Here is a 16,364-nt window from a genome sequence, read left to right as displayed (position 1 = left end):
CACCGGCTCAGCCACCGGCCTGGTCCAGCGCCGACTGGAGGGACTCCTTGTACCCGGCGCTGGTGTAGGTCGCCCCGGACACGGCGTCGATCCGGGCGCTGCCCGCCGCCACGGCCGCCTGGTTCAGTTTCGGTACGGCGTCCGCCGTGACCTGCGTGCTCTGGCCGCCGCTGGGCGCCTGGACGGTCTCCGCCCCGGTGATCCTCCCGCCGCTCACCGTGATCCGGACCTGCACCGGGCCGTACTGGGTCTGCGCGGGGGTGCCGGTGACCGTGGAGCCGCCGGTGGGCTGGGCGCCGCCCTGCGCCGACTGACCGCCCGCGGCGGGTGACCGGGCGTCGGCCGCCGCGCCGGGGTCGGAGCCCGGCTTCAGCGACAGCAGCAGCACGATGCCGGACACGGTGGCCGCGGTGGCGAGCACGGCACGCCGGACGGGGTGTCTCTTCTTCATGGTTGCCGGTCTCCTGATGACCCGTCGGGGAGGGGGACGAAGGGGAAGAAGGCGGGGCAGGGGCCCTGAGGGGGCCCTCGCTCACATCGCGAACGACTCGTGGTGGATGCGGCGGGCCGGGACACCCGCGCCGCGCAGCGCCTCGTACACCGACCGCGCGAAGCCGGGGGGCCCGCACAGGAAGACGTCGTGCCGGTCGATGTCGGGGATCTTGCCCCGGAGGGTCTCCGCGGAGATGTCGGGGCGGGCCCCGTCCGGGCTGTTGACGGCGTACATCAGGCGGGCGCCGCGCTCGTCGGCGATGGCGGACAGCTCGTCCCACAGGGCCAGGTCCTGGGTGGTGGTGGCCCGGTAGAGGAGGGTGATGTCACCGGCCGCACCGGGCAGCGTCTCGAACAGTGCCCGCATCGGAGTGATGCCGACCCCGCCCGCCACCAGCAGCACCTTGCCCCGGCTGCGCCGGGAGGCGGTCAGGGCGCCGTACGGACCCTCCGCCCACACGCGCGTCCCGGGCCGCAGCCCGCGCAGCCCGGCGCTGTGGTCACCGATCGCCTTCACGGTGATCCGGAGCAGATCCGGCCGGGGCGCCGCCGACAGCGAGTACGGGTGGGAGCTGAACCGCATCCCCGGCGCCAGGAACCGCCACCGGAAGAACTGCCCGGCCTCCGCGCCCATCCGGTGCAGCCTGCGCCCGCCGATCAGCACCGACACGATCCCCGGCGTCTCCTCGATCACCGCCTCGACCCGCATCCGGTGGCGCAGGTTCAGCCGGATCGGGGTGAGGATCCGGAACCAGATCACCAGCGCGCTGACCACCCCGTACAGCCCGTACCAGAACGTCTTCGCGAGCGGCTGCACGGCGAAGTCGTTGCCGGTGGAGATCTGGTGCCAGAACGTCAGGAACACCGCCGCGTACGTCATCAGATGCACGTGGTACCAGGTGTCGTACGGCATCCTGCGCCGCACCCCGCCGATCGAGACCAGGCCGATCAGCAGCAGCAGGGCGGTGCCGATCGCCGCTTTGCCCAGGTCGGGGAGGTGGGTGACGGAGTCGGTGGTCTGGCGGACGATGCCGGTGAGGCCGAGGCCCGCCTGGCGGGCGTAGCCCCACATGATGAGGACGACATGGGCGAGGACCAGGCACAGGGTGTAGCGGCCGGTCATCGCGTGCCAGCGGGCCACCCGGTCCGAGCCGACCCGCCGTTCCAGCGCGGGCACCCGGGCCATCTGGAGCACCACCAGCGCCATCAGATAGCCCGCGAGCAGTCCGGTGATCCGGCCCGCGTTGATGATCCGGCCGGTGTCGTCGCCGATCGAGGGCGTGTTGCCCCACCACAGCCACAGCACGGCGGCGGCACCCGCCCCCACCGCGAGCAGCAGCGGGACGGCGGGGGAGCGGCGCGGGCGGATGCGGCGCATGGTCTGCCGCCGGGCGGCACGGCCGCCTGCGAGCGTGCTGGTCACGGTTCCTCCGGGGACGGGGGCAACGGGTGTGTCGTGGTCCCTCGGCCCAGAGATACGTGCGGCGCCCGCGCACCGTTCAGAGCGGCGGCAGGTGGGCGCGGCTCAGTAACGGGTGATCGCCGTCGTGCCGTCCTGCGTGCCGACCGCGATGTGCGGCCGGGCCTCCGGGCGGGCCCAGGTGAGGATCGCGCGCATCGCGTCGGCGGGCACGGACACACAACCGGCCGTCGGGCCGCTGCCGTTGACGTGCAGGAAGATCCCGGCACCGCGCCCGCGCACCGGCGTGTGGTAGTTGAAGCCGATGACGAGGGCGTACGCGTACTGCGTGCCGTAGGTGACCAGATGTTCCGCGTGCCCGGCCCGGCAGTCGGCGGCGCGCGGCTCGCTCCAGCGGTTGTAGTCCGCCGAGTCGTTGTCCTGGCACCACCAGGACTCCTGCCGCACCGGCCGGTAGGTGTACGTCGTCCCGGTCGGCGCCGGCTCGATGCCGAAGGCGTACGGGAGGTCGTACAGCCCGGTGGGGGTGGTGTTGGTGCCCTGCTTGCGGGTGCCGCCCTCGACCAGCCCGTTGGCCCCGAACCGGGCCGGCGCCGAGCCCGCCTCCACCCAGTCGCCGTCGCGCCGGTCCCACCAGGTGACGGTGCCGGTGGTGGAGCCGGTCGCCGGTGCCACGGCGGTGATCAGCTGATCGCCGCCCCCGGTGTCGGCCAGCGTGGCGGGCAGTGGCGGTGGCTCCTCGGGGGCGGGCGGGGCCATGCCCAGGAGGGCGGCGGAGGTGATGAGGGCGAGGGCGGCGGCGAGGGTGGGGCGCATGGCGCCGACGCTAGGGGAGCGGGGGGACGGTGGCAGTGCGGGTGACCCGTTCGAGTGCACCGCGTGACCGGCCCGCCGCAACGGCCCCCGGCTGTACGGGTGCCTGGCTCTGCGGGTGCCCGGCTGTATGTGTGCCCGGCTCGGCGGGTGCCTGGCTGTATGTGTGCCCGGCTCTGCGGGTGCCTGGCTATATGGGTGTCGGCGGGAGCGGGAGCGGCAGCCCCGGCAGGCCGTCCAGGCTGCTGGCGATGTGGTCCTTCTTGTGGAAGTACGCGTCGAGCGAGTCGTCGTCCTCGCGCGCGAAGCGCCGCCCGTGCAACTCGCGGTCCTCGTCGTACGTCATCAGCGGAACGGCGTAACCACAGCTGTCGCGCAGGAGATCGGCCGTCACGACGATGATCGCGCGCAGCCCGTGCCGGGTGGCGTCGATGTCCGGGAAGCGGGCGAGCAGGCCGGGGAAGCGGGGGTCGTCCCGGAAGACCGGCTCGCCGTGGCCGTGCAGCCGGACGATGTTCGGCGGCCCCTGGAAGGCGCACCACATCAGGGTGATCCGGCCGTTCTCACGCAGATGCGCGATGGTCTCGGCGTTCGACCCGGCGAAATCGAGATACGCCACCGTCAGCTCGTCGAGGATGACGAAGGAGCCCTTGAGGCCTTTGGGAGAGAGATTGACCGTACCCTCGCCGGACAGCGGGGCGGTCGCGGTGAAGAAGAGCGGCTGCTCTTCGATGAACGTACGGAGTCTGCCGTCAATGCGCTCATATGTCTTTCCCACGCCTAAAGATTATTCAGCCTAACGACCTCTGCGGCAATGGGATTGAATTGACTATTCATACGGGACTCTGCATACTCATGCAGGGTCGTGCAGGAGTGGTCATGTGGAGTCGTGCACCGACCGGCGAACGCAGTGTGAGGAGCGAAGCAAGTGAGCAGCAACAGCAAGGACGTCCGGCTCTGGGGCGGCCGTTTCGCCGACGGTCCCGCCGAGGCGCTGGCGAAGCTGTCCGCGTCCGTCCACTTCGACTGGCGGCTCGCGCCCTATGACATCGCGGGATCCCGCGCCCACGCGCGTGTGCTGCACAAGGCGGGGCTGCTCAGCGACGACGAGCTGACCCGCATGATCGCCGGGCTGGACCGGCTGGAAGCGGATGTCGCCGACGGCTCCTTCACCGGCACCATCGCCGACGAGGACGTGCACACCGCCCTGGAGCGTGGGCTCCTGGAGCGGCTCGGCCCCGACCTCGGCGGCAAGCTGCGCGCGGGCCGCTCCCGCAACGACCAGGTGGCGACCCTCTTCCGGATGTACCTGAGGGATCACGCCCGTACGGTCGGCGGCCTGATCGCCGATCTCCAGGACGCCCTCGTCGGCCTCGCCGAGGCCCACCCCGACACGGCGATGCCCGGCCGGACCCACCTCCAGCACGCCCAGCCGGTGCTCTTCGCCCACCATGTCCTCGCCCATGTCCAGTCCCTGTCCCGGGACGCCGAGCGGCTGCGCCAGTGGGACGAGCGCACGGCCGTCTCGCCGTACGGCTCCGGCGCGCTCGCGGGCAGCAGCCTGGGCCTGGATCCGGAGGCGGTGGCGAAGGACCTCGGCTTCGAGCACGGCAGCGCCGCCAACTCCATCGACGGCACGGCCTCCCGGGACTTCGCCGCCGAGTTCGCGTTCATCACCGCGATGATCGGGGTGAATCTCTCCCGGATCGCGGAGGAGGTCATCATCTGGAACACGAAGGAGTTCTCCTTCGTGACGCTGCACGACGCGTTCTCCACCGGCTCCTCGATCATGCCGCAGAAGAAGAACCCGGACATCGCCGAGCTGGCCCGGGGCAAGTCCGGCCGCCTCATCGGCAACCTCACCGGCCTGATGGCCACCCTCAAGGCTCTCCCGCTCGCCTACAACCGGGACCTCCAGGAGGACAAGGAGCCGGTCTTCGACTCCATCGACCAGCTGGAGATCCTGCTCCCCGCCTTCACCGGCATGATGGCCACCCTCACCGTCCACCGCGAGCGCCTGGAGGAACTGGCCCCGGCCGGTTTCTCCCTGGCCACCGACATCGCCGAGTGGCTGGTCCGGCAGGGCGTCCCGTTCCGCGTCGCGCACGAGGTGGCCGGCGAGTGCGTCAAGGCCGCCGAGGCCGAGGGCAAGGAACTGGCCGACCTCACCGACGAGCAGTTCGCCAAGATCTCCACCCACCTCACCCCCGAGGTCCGCACGGTCCTCAACGTCCCCGGCGCCATCGCCTCCCGCAACGCCCGAGGCGGCACGGCCCCCACGGCGGTAGCCATCCAACTGGCGGAACTGAAGACGAACGTGACCCGCCAACACGAATGGGCCCAGGCCAAACAGGGGGCCTGAGCGGCGACGCCGGGGGGTTGGGGGGTGGGGGGATCGGGCGCTTGGGGGGTGCGGGGCGCCGGGTGCTGCCCGGTGGAGGGGGCCGGGACGCCGGTCTTTTCGGGGCGCGGGACGCGGGGTGCAGCGTGGTTGCGGGGGCGCGGGGTGCTGCGGGGACGGGGACGCCGGGTGCTGCGGGGGCGGGGACGCCGGGTGCTGCTTAGTTGCGGGGGGCCGGACCGCCGGTCCTCTTAGGGGCGCGGGGAACTGCGCGAGCAACCACACACCACCCGCACCCGGCGAACCACCCCCACCCCCCACCCCCTGCCCCGCCCCACCCCACCCCGCCCAACTCCACGCAAGGGGTTACGTTGACCGAGACCGACGCCAACCCCCGGAGCCCCCGATGCCCTTCGCCCGCCTGGCAAAGGCAACCACCCCCACCGCCCACATCGGCCTGGGCCTGGCCGCGGTAGGCCGCCCCGCCTACCTCACCCTCGACCGAGCCCAAACCCTCGGAGAGCACCGCACCGCCAAAGCCCTACGCACCCGCACCCACGACCTCCTCACCGCCGCCCACGCCCAGGGCGTCCGCTACTTCGACACGGCCCGCTCCTACGGCCGGGCGGAGGAGTTCCTCGCCGACTGGCTCACGGCCAACCCCGGCATCGACGACGTGGTCATCGGCAGCAAATGGGGCTACACCTACACCGCCGACTGGACCATCGACGCCGACCGCCACGAGGTCAAGGACCACAGCCTCGCCGCCTACGAACGCCAGCGCGCGGAGACCGCCGCCCTGCTCGGCGACCGGCTCGACCTCTACCAGATCCACTCGGTGACCCCGGACAGCCCCGCCCTCACCGACCGCGCCCTGCACACCGCGCTGGCCGAGGCCGCCGCCGGGGGCGTCACCGTCGGCTTCTCCACCAGCGGCCCCGCCCAGGCCGACGCGATCCGGGCCGCCCTGGACATCACGGTCGCCGGCGAGCGCCTCTTCCGTACCGTGCAGGCGACCTACAACGCGCTGGAGACCTCGGCCGGGCCCGCGCTCACGGAGGCGCACGACGCCGGTCTGACGGTGATCGTCAAGGAGGCCATGGCCAACGGCCGGCTCGCGCAGCCGCACGCCCCCGAGGCCATGCGGGCGGTCGCCGAGGAGACCTCCCACGGCTGTGACGCGGTCGCCCTCGCCCTCGTCCTGCGCCGGCCGTGGGCCGGGGTCGTGCTGTCCGGCGCCGCGACCGTCGCCCAGCTCGCCGCCAACCTCCACGCACCCCTCGTGGACCTGGACGAGGACCAGCTCGCCCGCCTCGCCCAGCTCGCCGAGAACCCGGAAACATACTGGTCGGAGCGGTCCCGACTGCCCTGGCACTGACCTGCCCCGGCTGCGGATGGGCGGCCTCCCCACCCCCTGAATGAGACAAGAATGTCTCATATGGGTTATGGTCGTCTCATGGCTGTCGACCGTGACCACGTGCTGCGCAGTGCCGCAGCCCTGCTGACCCACCGAGCCACCGCGACCATGGACGAGGTCGCCAAGGCCGCGGGCATCAGCCGCGCCACCCTGCACCGGCACTTCGCGGGCCGGGACGCCCTGGTCCGCGCCCTGGAGACGCTGGGCCTCGGTGAGTGCGAGGCCGCGCTGGACCGGGCCCGGCTCGCCGACGGCAACGCGAGCGACGCCGTACGCCGGCTGATCCGCGAGATCGAACCGGCGGCCGGTCTGCTCGGCTTCCTCGTCACCGAGAACCAGCTCTTCGAGGGCGAGGAGCGCAATGCGGGATGGGAGCGGCTCGACGCGCGGATCTCCGCGTTGTTCCGGCGTGGCCAGGACAGCGGAGAGTTCCGCATCGACCTCTCGGCCGTCTGGCTCACCGAGGCCCTCTACGGGCTGGTGGGCTCCGCCGCCTGGGCCGTCATGGACGGCAGGGTCGCCGCCAAAGACTTCGAAACCATGATCGTCGAGCTGTTGCTCGGCGGAGCGATACGGAGAACGCAATCATGAGCAGCACCCTGCGGCCGGCGAGTGCCACCGAGGCCGTGAAGCGCCCCGGACGCTGGCTGGCGCTGTCCGTCCTGGTGCTCGCCGTTCTGCTGGTGGCCGTCGACGCGACCGTCCTCGGCCTCGCCACCCCGTACATCAGCGAGGATCTCAGCCCCTCCGGCAACCAGCTGCTGTGGATCGGTGACGTCTACTCGTTCGTCATCGCCGGTCTGCTGGTGTCCATGGGCAGCCTCGGCGACCGTATCGGCCGCAAGAAGATCCTGCTGATCGGCGCGACCGCGTTCGGCGCGGTGTCCGTGCTCAACGCCTACGCGACCTCGCCGGAACTGCTGATCGTGGCGCGGGCCCTGCTCGGAGTCGCGGGCGCGACCCTGATGCCCGCCACGCTCGCCCTGATCCGCAACATCTTCCACGACCCGCGCGAGCGCAGCCTCGCCATCGGCATCTGGGGCGCCACCGCCTCCGCCGGTATGGCGATCGGCCCGATCATGGGCGGATTCCTGCTGGAGCACTTCTGGTGGGGCTCGGTCTTCCTGATCAACCTGCCCGTGATGGCGGTCCTGGTCCTGGTCGGCGCCAAGATGCTCCCCGAGTCCCGCAATCCGAGGCCCGGCCCCTGGGACATGGCCAGCGTCGTGCTCTCGCTGGTCGGCATGATCGGCGTGGTGTACGCGATCAAGGAGGCGGCCAGCCACGGGTTCGCGTGGGGCACCCTGGCGGCGGGCCTGCTCGGCGCGGCGGCGCTGTACGGCTTCGTCCGCCGGCAGTTCACGCTCCCGGCCCCGCTGCTGGACGTACGGCTGTTCCGCAACCGCGGCTTCAGCGGCGCGGTCCTCGCCGATCTGCTGACCATCCTGGGCATGGCCGGCCTGGTCTTCTTCCTGTCGCAGTACCTCCAGCTGGTGCAGGGCAGGCGGCCCCTGGAGGCCGGCCTCGCCGAACTGCCCGCGGCGGTCGGCGCGGTGGCGGCCGGTCTGATCGCCGGTACGGCGGCCCGGCGCTTCTCGGTGCGGTCCGTGGTCTCCGGCGGTCTCGCCGCCGTCGGCCTCGCCCTGGGCACGCTGTCCTTCCTCGACCAGTCCACCGGCTATCCGCTGCTCGGCGCCGCCCTGCTGGTCGTCGGTATCGGCGCGGGCTTCGCGTTCACCGTCACGGCGGACGTGATCCTCGCCTCCGTACCGAAGGAGCAGGCGGGCGCGGCCTCGGCGGTCTCGGAGACGGCGTACGAACTGGGCGCGGCCCTCGGCATCGCCCTGCTCGGCTCCATCGTGACCGGCGTCTACCGCGGCTTCCCGGCCCCGCCGGGCACCCCGGAGTCGGCCCATGAGTCGCTCGGCGGCGCGGTCGAGGCGGCGGCGGGACTGCCGCCCGCGACGGCGGACCAACTCCTCGACTCGGCCCGCAACTCCTTCGTCGACGGCCTCACCATGGCGGCCGGCATCGGCGCGGCGGTCCTGCTGGCCGCCTCGGTGGCGGCATGGTTCCTGCTACGCGGCGCCCGACTGGAGAGCGCCGGCGAGCCGGTGACCGCCGAGGAGTGGCAGAACGCCGGGGCCCCGACGGACGCCGGATTCGTCAAGAGCACCGGCGACATGAGGAGCGGCACCGAATAACCGAACAGGTACCGGACGCGCGGGGCCGTAGAGACCCACGGCCCTGCGCGCCGGAGCCGACCGAAACCCCCACCCCCCTAAGGGGCGCGGGGAACTGCGCAAACAACCACAACGAGCCCGCACGGCAAAACCCGCCGCAACCACCCCACCGCCAGGGGCGCGGGGAACTGCGCGACAAAGCCACAACGCACCCGCACGAAAGAATGCGCAGACCCCACCGCCCCCCTCCCCCTCCCGAAACCCACCCCCCAAAAAACCTACGCCGCGTCCTTCGCCTTGGTCGCGTACATATCCACATACTCCTGCCCAGACAACCGCATGACCTCGGTCATCACAGAATCCGTCACCGCCCGCAACACATACCGATCCCGGTCCATCCCCTCGTACCGGGAAAACTCCAGCGCCTCCCCGAACCGCACCGTCACCCGGCACGGCCGAGGCATCCCCGACCCCCCCGGCTGAATCCGATCCGTGCCGATCATCGCGAACGGCACCACCGGCGCCCCCGTCATCAGCGTCAGCCGCGCGATCCCCGTTCGCCCCCGGTACAGCCGCCCGTCGGGCGAGCGCGTCCCCTCGGGGTAGATGCCGAACAGCCGCCCCTCCTCCAGGATCCGGCGCCCGGTCATCAGCGCCGCGACCCCGCCCTTGCCGCCGTCGCGGTCGACGGGGATCATGCCGACGCCGGTGAAGAACCACGCCATCGCCCGGCCCTTGAGGCCCTTGCCGGTGACGTACTCGTCCTTGCCGATGAAGAACACCTGACGGTCGCAGACCAGCGGCAGAATCATCGAGTCGATGAACGTGAGATGGTTCCCGGCCAAAATCACCGGGCCGTCGCCGGGAATGTGCTCCACTCCCTCCACCCGGGGGCGGAACATCAGGCGCATGATCGGTCCGAGCACTGCCTTGATGAGCGCGAAGCGGGACAACGGGCCCTCCGGTGTCAAGAATTTCGAAATGGGTTTGTGGCGTAATGCGTCCGTGCGTATGAGTCTGCGCAGGTGAGGACGATACTCGCGGTTACCCGCCCAACGCACATCGGGTTCATCAACCTCTTACGCACTATTGACCTGCGTTCACCTGAGTTCACCCACGAGCCCCGTTCGACACACCGTCAGACCCGGCCGCCCGTACGACATCCACCGTCACCCATGTGTTCGGGCCACCGCCCCCCTTCCGTCACGTCCGCCACCCTACGATCGGCGCGCACCACCCGGCGCCCGGCCGGAGGGACGCGCCCCGGTGGGGTGCGGAGCGGACGGCGAGGAGGCCGCTGATGGGATCGCAGGAGCCGAACGAGCAGGCGAAGAGCCCGGCGAGAAGCCAGGCGAACAACCAGGCGTACACGGGACGACGGGCGCTGCTCGGCGCCGCCGTGCTCGGCGCGGGTGGGGCCGTCCTCGGACTGCCCGGCACGGCGAGCGCCGCCGATGCCCGCCAGACGGGCAACGGCTTGAAGAACCTGCCCAAGCCCACGATCATCGGTCACCGCGGCGCCAGCGGCTACCGCCCCGAGCACACCCTCGGCGCCTACCAGCTGGCCCTGGACCTGGGCGCCGACATCGTGGAGGCCGGTGACCTGGTCCCCACCAAGGACGGTCATCTGGTCTGCCGCCACGAACCGGAGATCGGCGGCACCACGGATGTCGCGGACCACCCCGAGTTCGCCGACCGCAAGAAGACCAAGCTGCTGGACGGCTACGCCACCACCGGCTGGTTCACCGAGGACTTCACGCTCGCCGAGCTGAAGACCCTGCGCGCCATCGAGCGCATTCCGGCCAACCGCCCGCACAACACCCTCTACGACGGCCGCTGGGAGATCCCCACCTTCGAGGAGGTGCTCACCTGGCAGGACGAGCAGACCCGTAAGCGCGGCAAGCAGGTCTGGATCTACCCCGAGCTGAAGCACCCCACCTACTTCCGCAAGCAGGGACTGGCCCTGGAGGAGCGGGTCGCGAACGTGCTGCGCAAGTACGGGCGCGCCAAATCGAACTCGCCGGTCATCCTCCAGTCCTTCGAGCCGACCAGCATCCAGCGCCTGAACAAGCTGGTCGACAACCCGCTGGTCGTGCTGCTCTCCAGCGCGAGCAGCCGCCCGTACGACTTCGTGGACTCCGGCGACCCCCGGACCGTCGCCGACCTGATCAAGCCGGCCGGCCTGCGCGAGATCGCCTCCTACGCGGGCGGCATCGGCCCGACCGTGGACCTGGTCATCCCCAAGGACGCCGCCGGCAACCTGACCGAGCCGAGCACGCTGGTCGCCGACGCGCACAAGGTCGGCCTGATCCTGCACCCCTACACCCTGCGCAACGAGAACCCGTTCCTGCCCCCGGCCTTCCGCAAGGGCACCGACGCCGACGCGTACGGCGATGTCTTCGGCCTCTACCGGACGTACTTCGCCACCGGCATCGACGGTGTCTTCACCGACCAGCCGGACACCGGCCTGCTGGCCCGCGCGGACTTCCAGGCCGGCTGACGGCCGAGACCCACCGCTGACGAGACACACCCCTGACGAGAACACACCCCTGAGGGGGTGAGGAACCACCGCCCGGGGCAATCACGCTCCGGGCGGTCGCGGGGGAGTTGGGTATCTCACAGGGCAGACCCGGCCCGGAATATTCCAAGTATCCGGAATGTCGGCGCCGCCTCCCCGCTCGGGTGGTTGCGGCTCGCGGAGCACGGGGATAGGAGTGAGGGACGACAGGCGACAGGTGAGCGGGAGGCGTGCACACATGGGCATGAGCGTGGTCATCTCCGAGGCGACCGGGCACGACGCCGAGCAGATCTTCAAGCTTCAATACCTGTGCTTCCAGAGCGAGGCCGCCCTGTACGGCAACTACCGCATCGACCCGCTGGTCGAGACCCTGGACGAGGTCCGCGCGGAGATCGCCGGGGACTGTGTCTTCGTGGCCCGGCTCGGCGACGAGGTGATCGGCGCGGTGCGCGGCGCGGCGCGCGAGGACGGCTCCGCCGCCATCGGCCGGCTCTGCGTCCACCCCCGCCTCCAGGGCCATGGCATCGGCGCCCGTCTCCTCAAGGCCGCCGAGTCCGCCCTCGCCGACCGGCACGGCACGAAACGTTTCCGCCTCCACACCGGCCACCGCAGCGAGGGCAACCTCCGCCTCTACCGCAAGGTGGGCTACGAGACGGTCGGCACGGAGAAGGGCAAGGACGGCGTCCCGATGGTCATCCTGGAAAAGCCGGCGGGCACGTTCGTACAGACGGCATAAGGCCGGACTTAAAGGCGGCCTGAGGCCAGACCGTCAGACCGTCAGACAGCCCGACGCCGGACCCTGTCAGCGAGCGGCGACCGCCACGCCCCAAGGGGCGCGGGGAACTGCGCGAGCAACCACGACGTGGGGAAAGCCGCCGACAACGCTCAGCCCCCCGCCCCGCCCCGCGCCCTCCGCAGCCAATACATCGCCGTCACCGGCAGGATCACCGGAATGAACAGATAGCCCATCCCGAAGTCGGACCACACCGTCGAGTCGGGAAACGCGGAGGGCTCGATCAGGGTCCAGGTCCCCACCCCCAGCACCCCCGCCAACTCCACCGCACAGCACACGAACGCCGCCCGCCGCGCCCGCTCCCCACCCCGCACCAGCGAGTACGTGATGAACCCGTAGACAACCCCGGCGAGCGCGGACAGCGTGTACGCGAGCGGCGCCCTGTCGAACTGCGTCGCGATCTGCACGGCCGACCGCGACACCGCACCGACGACCATCACGCCGTACAGCCACACCAGCAGCGTCCCCGGACCGCTGATCAGCCGGGAGCGTGCCGCCGTACCCACCTCAGCCCGCCCAGATGTCATAGAGCCGCACCTCCAGAACGGCCAGCACGACCCCGCCGGCGGCGACCGTCACCGACCCCCACTTGGTCCGCTCGGCCAGCGACATGAACCCGGCGGCCGGCACACACGCGAACGACCCGATCAGATACGCCACGAAGATCGTCGTGCCCTGGTCCGGCTGCTCGCCGCGCGCCAGCAGCACGATCCCGGCGACCAGCTGGACCAGCGCCAGCACCGACACCACGGCCATCCCGATGAAGTGCCAGTCCTTCGTCGGCTGATCCCGGTACGCGGCCCAGCCGCACCACGCGGCCAGCAGCAACGCGGCGACACCGGTCACCAGAGTCAGGACTTCGAGCATGCCGCCGACCCTATTACGGGCCGGAGCGCCTGCCGCCGCCGCCCCCGGAGTGCCCCGTTCCGCCGGGACGGCCACCGTGGCGTTGGCCACAGCCCGGCCGGCCCGGGAACTCCCCGCCCACCTGGTCGCGGCAGCCCTCTCCGCCCTGTCCGTGCTGGTCACGGGCGGGGGAGCGGAGATCCCGGGCCGTGCCCCGGACACCGGACAGAGGTGTCCACGTGTGTCCACTATCCGGACAACGGTCACCGGTAAGGACCGTACGTCTGGTTTACTGCTCGCATGACCACGACGAGCAGCCGCACCCTTGCGACCGAGGCGACCACGACGCCCGGTGCTCGCTGTATGTGTCGAATGCGCGCTTTCTAGAGGGCCCCCGCACCACCCGAGTCCCGCGCCCCGAAGCGGGACCGCTCACGTCCGCGCCCGCGTTCCCGTACCGGATGCGGCCGGACCGAGCCCGCCCCGCGCGCCTGTTCTCCCCGGCTTGCTCGCCACCGCGAGAACCGTGCCGTGCTCCCGACCGTATGCACCCGTGCCCGGCGCACACCCACGCCCGCACTCGACAGTGACGGAATCCTCAGTGATCACGACAACGGACCTGACCAAGGTCTACCGCTCGCGCGGCCGTGCGGTCACCGCCCTCGACGGCGTCGATCTGCATGTCCGCGAAGGCGAGGTCTACGGCGTCATCGGCCAGTCCGGGGCCGGTAAGTCCTCGCTCATCCGCTGCGTCAATCTGCTGGAACGCCCCACCTCCGGCACGGTCACCGTGGCCGGCCAGGACCTCACCGCGCTCGCCGGACGCGGCCCGCGCGCGGGGAAGGAACTGCGGCGGGCCCGCAGCCGTATCGGCATGGTCTTCCAGCACTTCAACCTGCTGTCCTCGCGGACCGTGCAGGACAACGTCGAACTGCCGCTGGAGATCCTCGGCAAGTCGGGGCGGGAACGTTCCCTCAAGGCGCTGGAGCTGCTCGACCTGGTGGGCCTCGCCGACAAGGCCAAGTCCTACCCGGCCCAGCTCTCCGGCGGCCAGAAGCAGCGCGTCGGCATCGCCCGCGCCCTGGCCGGTGACCCCAAGGTGCTGCTCTCCGACGAGGCCACCAGCGCCCTCGACCCCGAGACCACCCGCTCGATCCTGCACCTGCTGCGCGACCTCAACCGGCAACTCGGCCTGACCGTCCTGCTCATCACCCACGAGATGGATGTGGTCAAGAGCGTCTGCGACTCCGCCGCCCTGATGGACCGGGGCCGGATCGTCGAGTCCGGCACGGTCAGCGAACTGCTCGCCACCCCCGGCTCGGAACTGGCAGCCGCGCTCTTCCCGGTGACCGGCGACGCCTCGGCCGACGACCGGACCGTCCTCGACATCACCTTCCACGGCGAGACCGCCACCCAGCCGGTCATCTCCCAGCTGTCCCGCACCTACAACATCGACATCTCGATCCTCGGCGCCGCCATCGACACCGTCGGCGGCCTCCAGGTCGGCCGGATGCGCATCGAACTGCCCGGCCGCTACGAGGACAACGTCGTGCCCGTCGGGTTCCTGCGCGAGCAGGGACTCCAGATCGACGTGGTCGGCGAGCGGGCCGCCGACCCGGCCGGTGACGCCGCCGGTGACCGCGACGCCGCCGCCGGTGCGGGGACCGACACGACGGGCGCCCGGCCCACTCTCGCCAAGGAAGGTGCCCAGTGACCTGGTCCGAGATACAGCCCCTGCTGGAGCAGGCGTGTACCGAGACCCTGATCATGGTCGGCTGGTCCACCCTGATCGCCGTCGCCGCCGGTCTGCCGATCGGGGTGCTGCTGGTCCTCACCGACCGGGGCGGGCTCCTCCAGAACACCGTGGTCAGCAAGGTCATCGGGCAGATCGTGAACGTCGGCCGCTCGATGCCGTTCATCATCCTGATGGTCGCGCTGATGGGCTTCACCCGCTGGGTCACCGGCACCACCATCGGCAGCGAGGCCGCGATCGTCCCGCTGGCCATCGGCGGCATCCCGTTCTTCGCCCGGCTGGTCGAGACGGCCGTGCGCGAGGTGGACCACGGACTGGTCGAGGCCGTCCAGTCGATGGGCGGCAACACCTGGACCATCGTCCGCAAGGTGCTCATCCCCGAGTCCCTGCCGTCCCTGATCGCCTCCACCACGACCACCGTCATCGCCCTCATCGGCTACTCCGCGATGGCCGGCACGGTCGGCGGCGGCGGACTCGGCGACCTCGCCATCCGCTACGGCTACCAGCGCTTCGAGACCGGCCTGATGTGGATCACCGTGGCGATCCTCGCCGTCGGGATCTCCCTGATCCAGTTCGCCGGCGACTACGCGGCCCGCAGGCTGCACCGCCGCGGCGGCGCGTCCGGCCCGCTGCCCCGGCTCGCCCTGCTGCGGGCCAAGGAGACCGGGACCGCCGAGATCGGCAAGGCCGTCTAGCCCCACCTCCCCTGTTCCCGAGGGCCGTCCGGCCCCACGCCCGGTCCACCGGGGCCGTCCGGCCCCACCCCTCCCTTCCCGAGGGCCGTCCGGCCCACCCCATATGCCCGCGCGCCCCGCACACCACCGCGGGGCCGCACCACCCCACAGGAAAGGCACTTTTCGTGCGTAACACCGCCAAGATCACCACCGCTGCCCTCGCCGCCGGAGCCCTCACCCTCGGACTCTCCGCCTGCGGCTCGCAAGAGAACTCCGGCGCCGGCGCCGACGGTCCGCTCACCATCGCCGCCACCGCCATCCCACACGCCGAGATCCTCAACTACGTCAGAGACAACCTCGCCGCGGACGCCGGCCTGGAACTGGAGGTCAAGGAGTTCACCGACTACGTGACCCCCAACACGGCCGTCCAGGACGGCGAGGTCGACGCCAACTACTTCCAGCACCAGCCCTACCTGGACGACTTCAACGAGAAGAACGGCACCGACATCGTTGCCGTCCCCGGCGCCACCGTCCATCTGGAGCCGCTCGGCGTCTACTCCGACGGCCTGAAGAGCCTCGACGAACTGGAGCAGGGCGCCACGGTCGCCGTCCCCAACGACACCACCAACGAGGCCCGCGCGCTGAAGCTGCTGGAGGCCAACGGCGTCATCACCCTGAAGTCCGGCGTCGGCTACGAGGCCACGCCCAAGGACATCGCGTCCAACCCGAAGGACCTCCAGTTCAAGGAGCTGGAGGCGGCCCAGCTGCCGCGCTCCCTCGGCGATGTCGACGCGGCCGTGATCAACGGCAACTACGCCCTGGAGGCCGACCTCAGCCCGGCCAAGGACGCCCTGGTCGCCGAGTCCCCCGAGGGCAATCCGTACGGCAACTTCCTCGCGGTGAAGCAGGGCAACGAGGACGACCCGCGCATCAAGGAACTGGCCGAGCTGCTCACCTCGCCCAGGTGAAGAAGTTCATCGACGACACGTACGACGGCTCCGTCGTCGCTGCCTTCTGAGCACGGGAAAGCAGCACACCGTGAAGCAGCATGCCGAGAAGCAGCACGCCGAGAAGCAGGACGCCGAGAAGCAGGACGCCGTGAAGCAGCACACCG

General features: G+C 71.1%; 15 protein-coding genes and 1 pseudogene. 9 read left to right on the top strand and 7 right to left on the bottom strand.

The window, feature by feature from the left end; genetic code table 11:
* Positions 1–7: 7 nt before the first annotated feature.
* From ACFRFC_RS21725 to ACFRFC_RS21710, 4 genes are all read right to left on the bottom strand, one after another.
* Positions 8–451, bottom strand: coding sequence for an FMN-binding protein (locus tag ACFRFC_RS21725; RefSeq protein WP_382687723.1), 444 nt, complete (start codon positions 449–451; stop codon positions 8–10).
* A gap of 81 nt (positions 452–532) precedes the next feature.
* Positions 533–1,915, bottom strand: coding sequence for a ferric reductase-like transmembrane domain-containing protein (locus tag ACFRFC_RS21720; protein ID WP_382687720.1), 1,383 nt, complete (start codon positions 1,913–1,915; stop codon positions 533–535).
* A gap of 102 nt (positions 1,916–2,017) precedes the next feature.
* Positions 2,018–2,728, bottom strand: a complete 711-nt coding sequence (locus ACFRFC_RS21715) for a L,D-transpeptidase (RefSeq protein ID WP_382687718.1) — start codon at positions 2,726–2,728, stop codon at positions 2,018–2,020.
* A gap of 187 nt (positions 2,729–2,915) precedes the next feature.
* Positions 2,916–3,503, bottom strand: a complete 588-nt coding sequence (locus ACFRFC_RS21710; RefSeq protein ID WP_382687715.1) for a pyridoxamine 5'-phosphate oxidase family protein — start codon at positions 3,501–3,503, stop codon at positions 2,916–2,918.
* Positions 3,504–3,653: 150 nt separating this feature from the next.
* On the opposite strand from ACFRFC_RS21710, the gene argH reads away from it, so the two are divergent.
* From argH to ACFRFC_RS21690, 4 genes are all read left to right on the top strand, one after another.
* Complete coding sequence (gene argH / locus ACFRFC_RS21705) at positions 3,654–5,087, top strand: argininosuccinate lyase (RefSeq protein WP_382687713.1); 1,434 nt, start codon at positions 3,654–3,656, stop codon at positions 5,085–5,087.
* A 385-nt stretch (positions 5,088–5,472) separates the two neighbouring features.
* The gene (locus ACFRFC_RS21700; protein WP_382687711.1) at positions 5,473–6,444 is read left to right on the top strand and encodes an aldo/keto reductase; all 972 of its coding nucleotides are present in this window, start codon (positions 5,473–5,475) and stop codon (positions 6,442–6,444) included.
* Between the two features lie 78 nt (positions 6,445–6,522).
* Positions 6,523–7,074 carry a TetR/AcrR family transcriptional regulator gene (locus ACFRFC_RS21695; protein WP_382687709.1) on the top strand — a complete coding sequence of 184 codons (552 nt, stop codon included), beginning with the start codon at positions 6,523–6,525 and terminating at the stop codon, positions 7,072–7,074.
* The gene (locus tag ACFRFC_RS21690) at positions 7,071–8,687 is read left to right on the top strand and encodes an MFS transporter (RefSeq protein ID WP_382687707.1); all 1,617 of its coding nucleotides are present in this window, start codon (positions 7,071–7,073) and stop codon (positions 8,685–8,687) included. The genes ACFRFC_RS21695 and ACFRFC_RS21690 overlap by 4 nt, the downstream gene beginning before the upstream one ends.
* 257 nt (positions 8,688–8,944) lie before the next feature.
* Here ACFRFC_RS21690 and ACFRFC_RS21685 read toward each other — a convergent pair whose 3' ends face one another.
* Positions 8,945–9,619 carry a lysophospholipid acyltransferase family protein gene (locus ACFRFC_RS21685; protein ID WP_382687706.1) on the bottom strand — a complete coding sequence of 225 codons (675 nt, stop codon included), beginning with the start codon at positions 9,617–9,619 and terminating at the stop codon, positions 8,945–8,947.
* A gap of 347 nt (positions 9,620–9,966) precedes the next feature.
* Here ACFRFC_RS21685 and ACFRFC_RS21680 point away from each other — a divergent pair, with 347 nt between their 5' ends.
* Together ACFRFC_RS21680 and ACFRFC_RS21675 are read left to right on the top strand one after the other, a co-directional pair.
* Positions 9,967–11,166: a glycerophosphodiester phosphodiesterase gene (locus ACFRFC_RS21680; RefSeq protein ID WP_382687704.1), complete on the top strand. Its 1,200-nt coding sequence runs from the start codon at positions 9,967–9,969 to the stop codon at positions 11,164–11,166.
* A gap of 256 nt (positions 11,167–11,422) precedes the next feature.
* Positions 11,423–11,920: a GNAT family N-acetyltransferase gene (locus ACFRFC_RS21675; protein WP_382687702.1), complete on the top strand. Its 498-nt coding sequence runs from the start codon at positions 11,423–11,425 to the stop codon at positions 11,918–11,920.
* A gap of 149 nt (positions 11,921–12,069) precedes the next feature.
* Here ACFRFC_RS21675 and ACFRFC_RS21670 read toward each other — a convergent pair whose 3' ends face one another.
* Together ACFRFC_RS21670 and ACFRFC_RS21665 are read right to left on the bottom strand one after the other, a co-directional pair.
* Entirely contained in the window at positions 12,070–12,504 is a 435-nt protein-coding gene (locus ACFRFC_RS21670; protein ID WP_382687700.1) for a hypothetical protein, read from the bottom strand.
* Positions 12,485–12,844 (bottom strand): hypothetical protein, encoded by a 360-nt coding sequence (locus ACFRFC_RS21665; RefSeq protein WP_382687698.1) that lies wholly within the window; start codon positions 12,842–12,844, stop codon positions 12,485–12,487. Before ACFRFC_RS21665 ends, ACFRFC_RS21670 begins: the two co-directional genes overlap by 20 nt.
* 580 nt (positions 12,845–13,424) lie before the next feature.
* On the opposite strand from ACFRFC_RS21665, the gene ACFRFC_RS21660 reads away from it, so the two are divergent.
* The 3 genes and pseudogenes from ACFRFC_RS21660 (at position 13,425) to ACFRFC_RS21650 (ending at position 16,268) form a co-directional block, all read left to right on the top strand.
* Positions 13,425–14,537 (top strand): methionine ABC transporter ATP-binding protein, encoded by a 1,113-nt coding sequence (locus ACFRFC_RS21660; protein ID WP_382687695.1) that lies wholly within the window; start codon positions 13,425–13,427, stop codon positions 14,535–14,537.
* Positions 14,534–15,271: a methionine ABC transporter permease gene (locus ACFRFC_RS21655; RefSeq protein WP_382687693.1), complete on the top strand. Its 738-nt coding sequence runs from the start codon at positions 14,534–14,536 to the stop codon at positions 15,269–15,271. The genes ACFRFC_RS21660 and ACFRFC_RS21655 overlap by 4 nt, the downstream gene beginning before the upstream one ends.
* Positions 15,272–15,435: 164 nt before the next feature.
* Positions 15,436–16,268: pseudogene (locus ACFRFC_RS21650) on the top strand (MetQ/NlpA family ABC transporter substrate-binding protein).
* Positions 16,269–16,364: the final 96 nt, after the last annotated feature.

Source organism: Streptomyces sp. NPDC056734 (assembly GCF_042790455.1).
Classification (GTDB): Bacteria; Actinomycetota; Actinomycetes; order Streptomycetales; family Streptomycetaceae; genus Streptomyces.
This window is presented reverse-complemented; position numbering and strand designations above follow the sequence as displayed.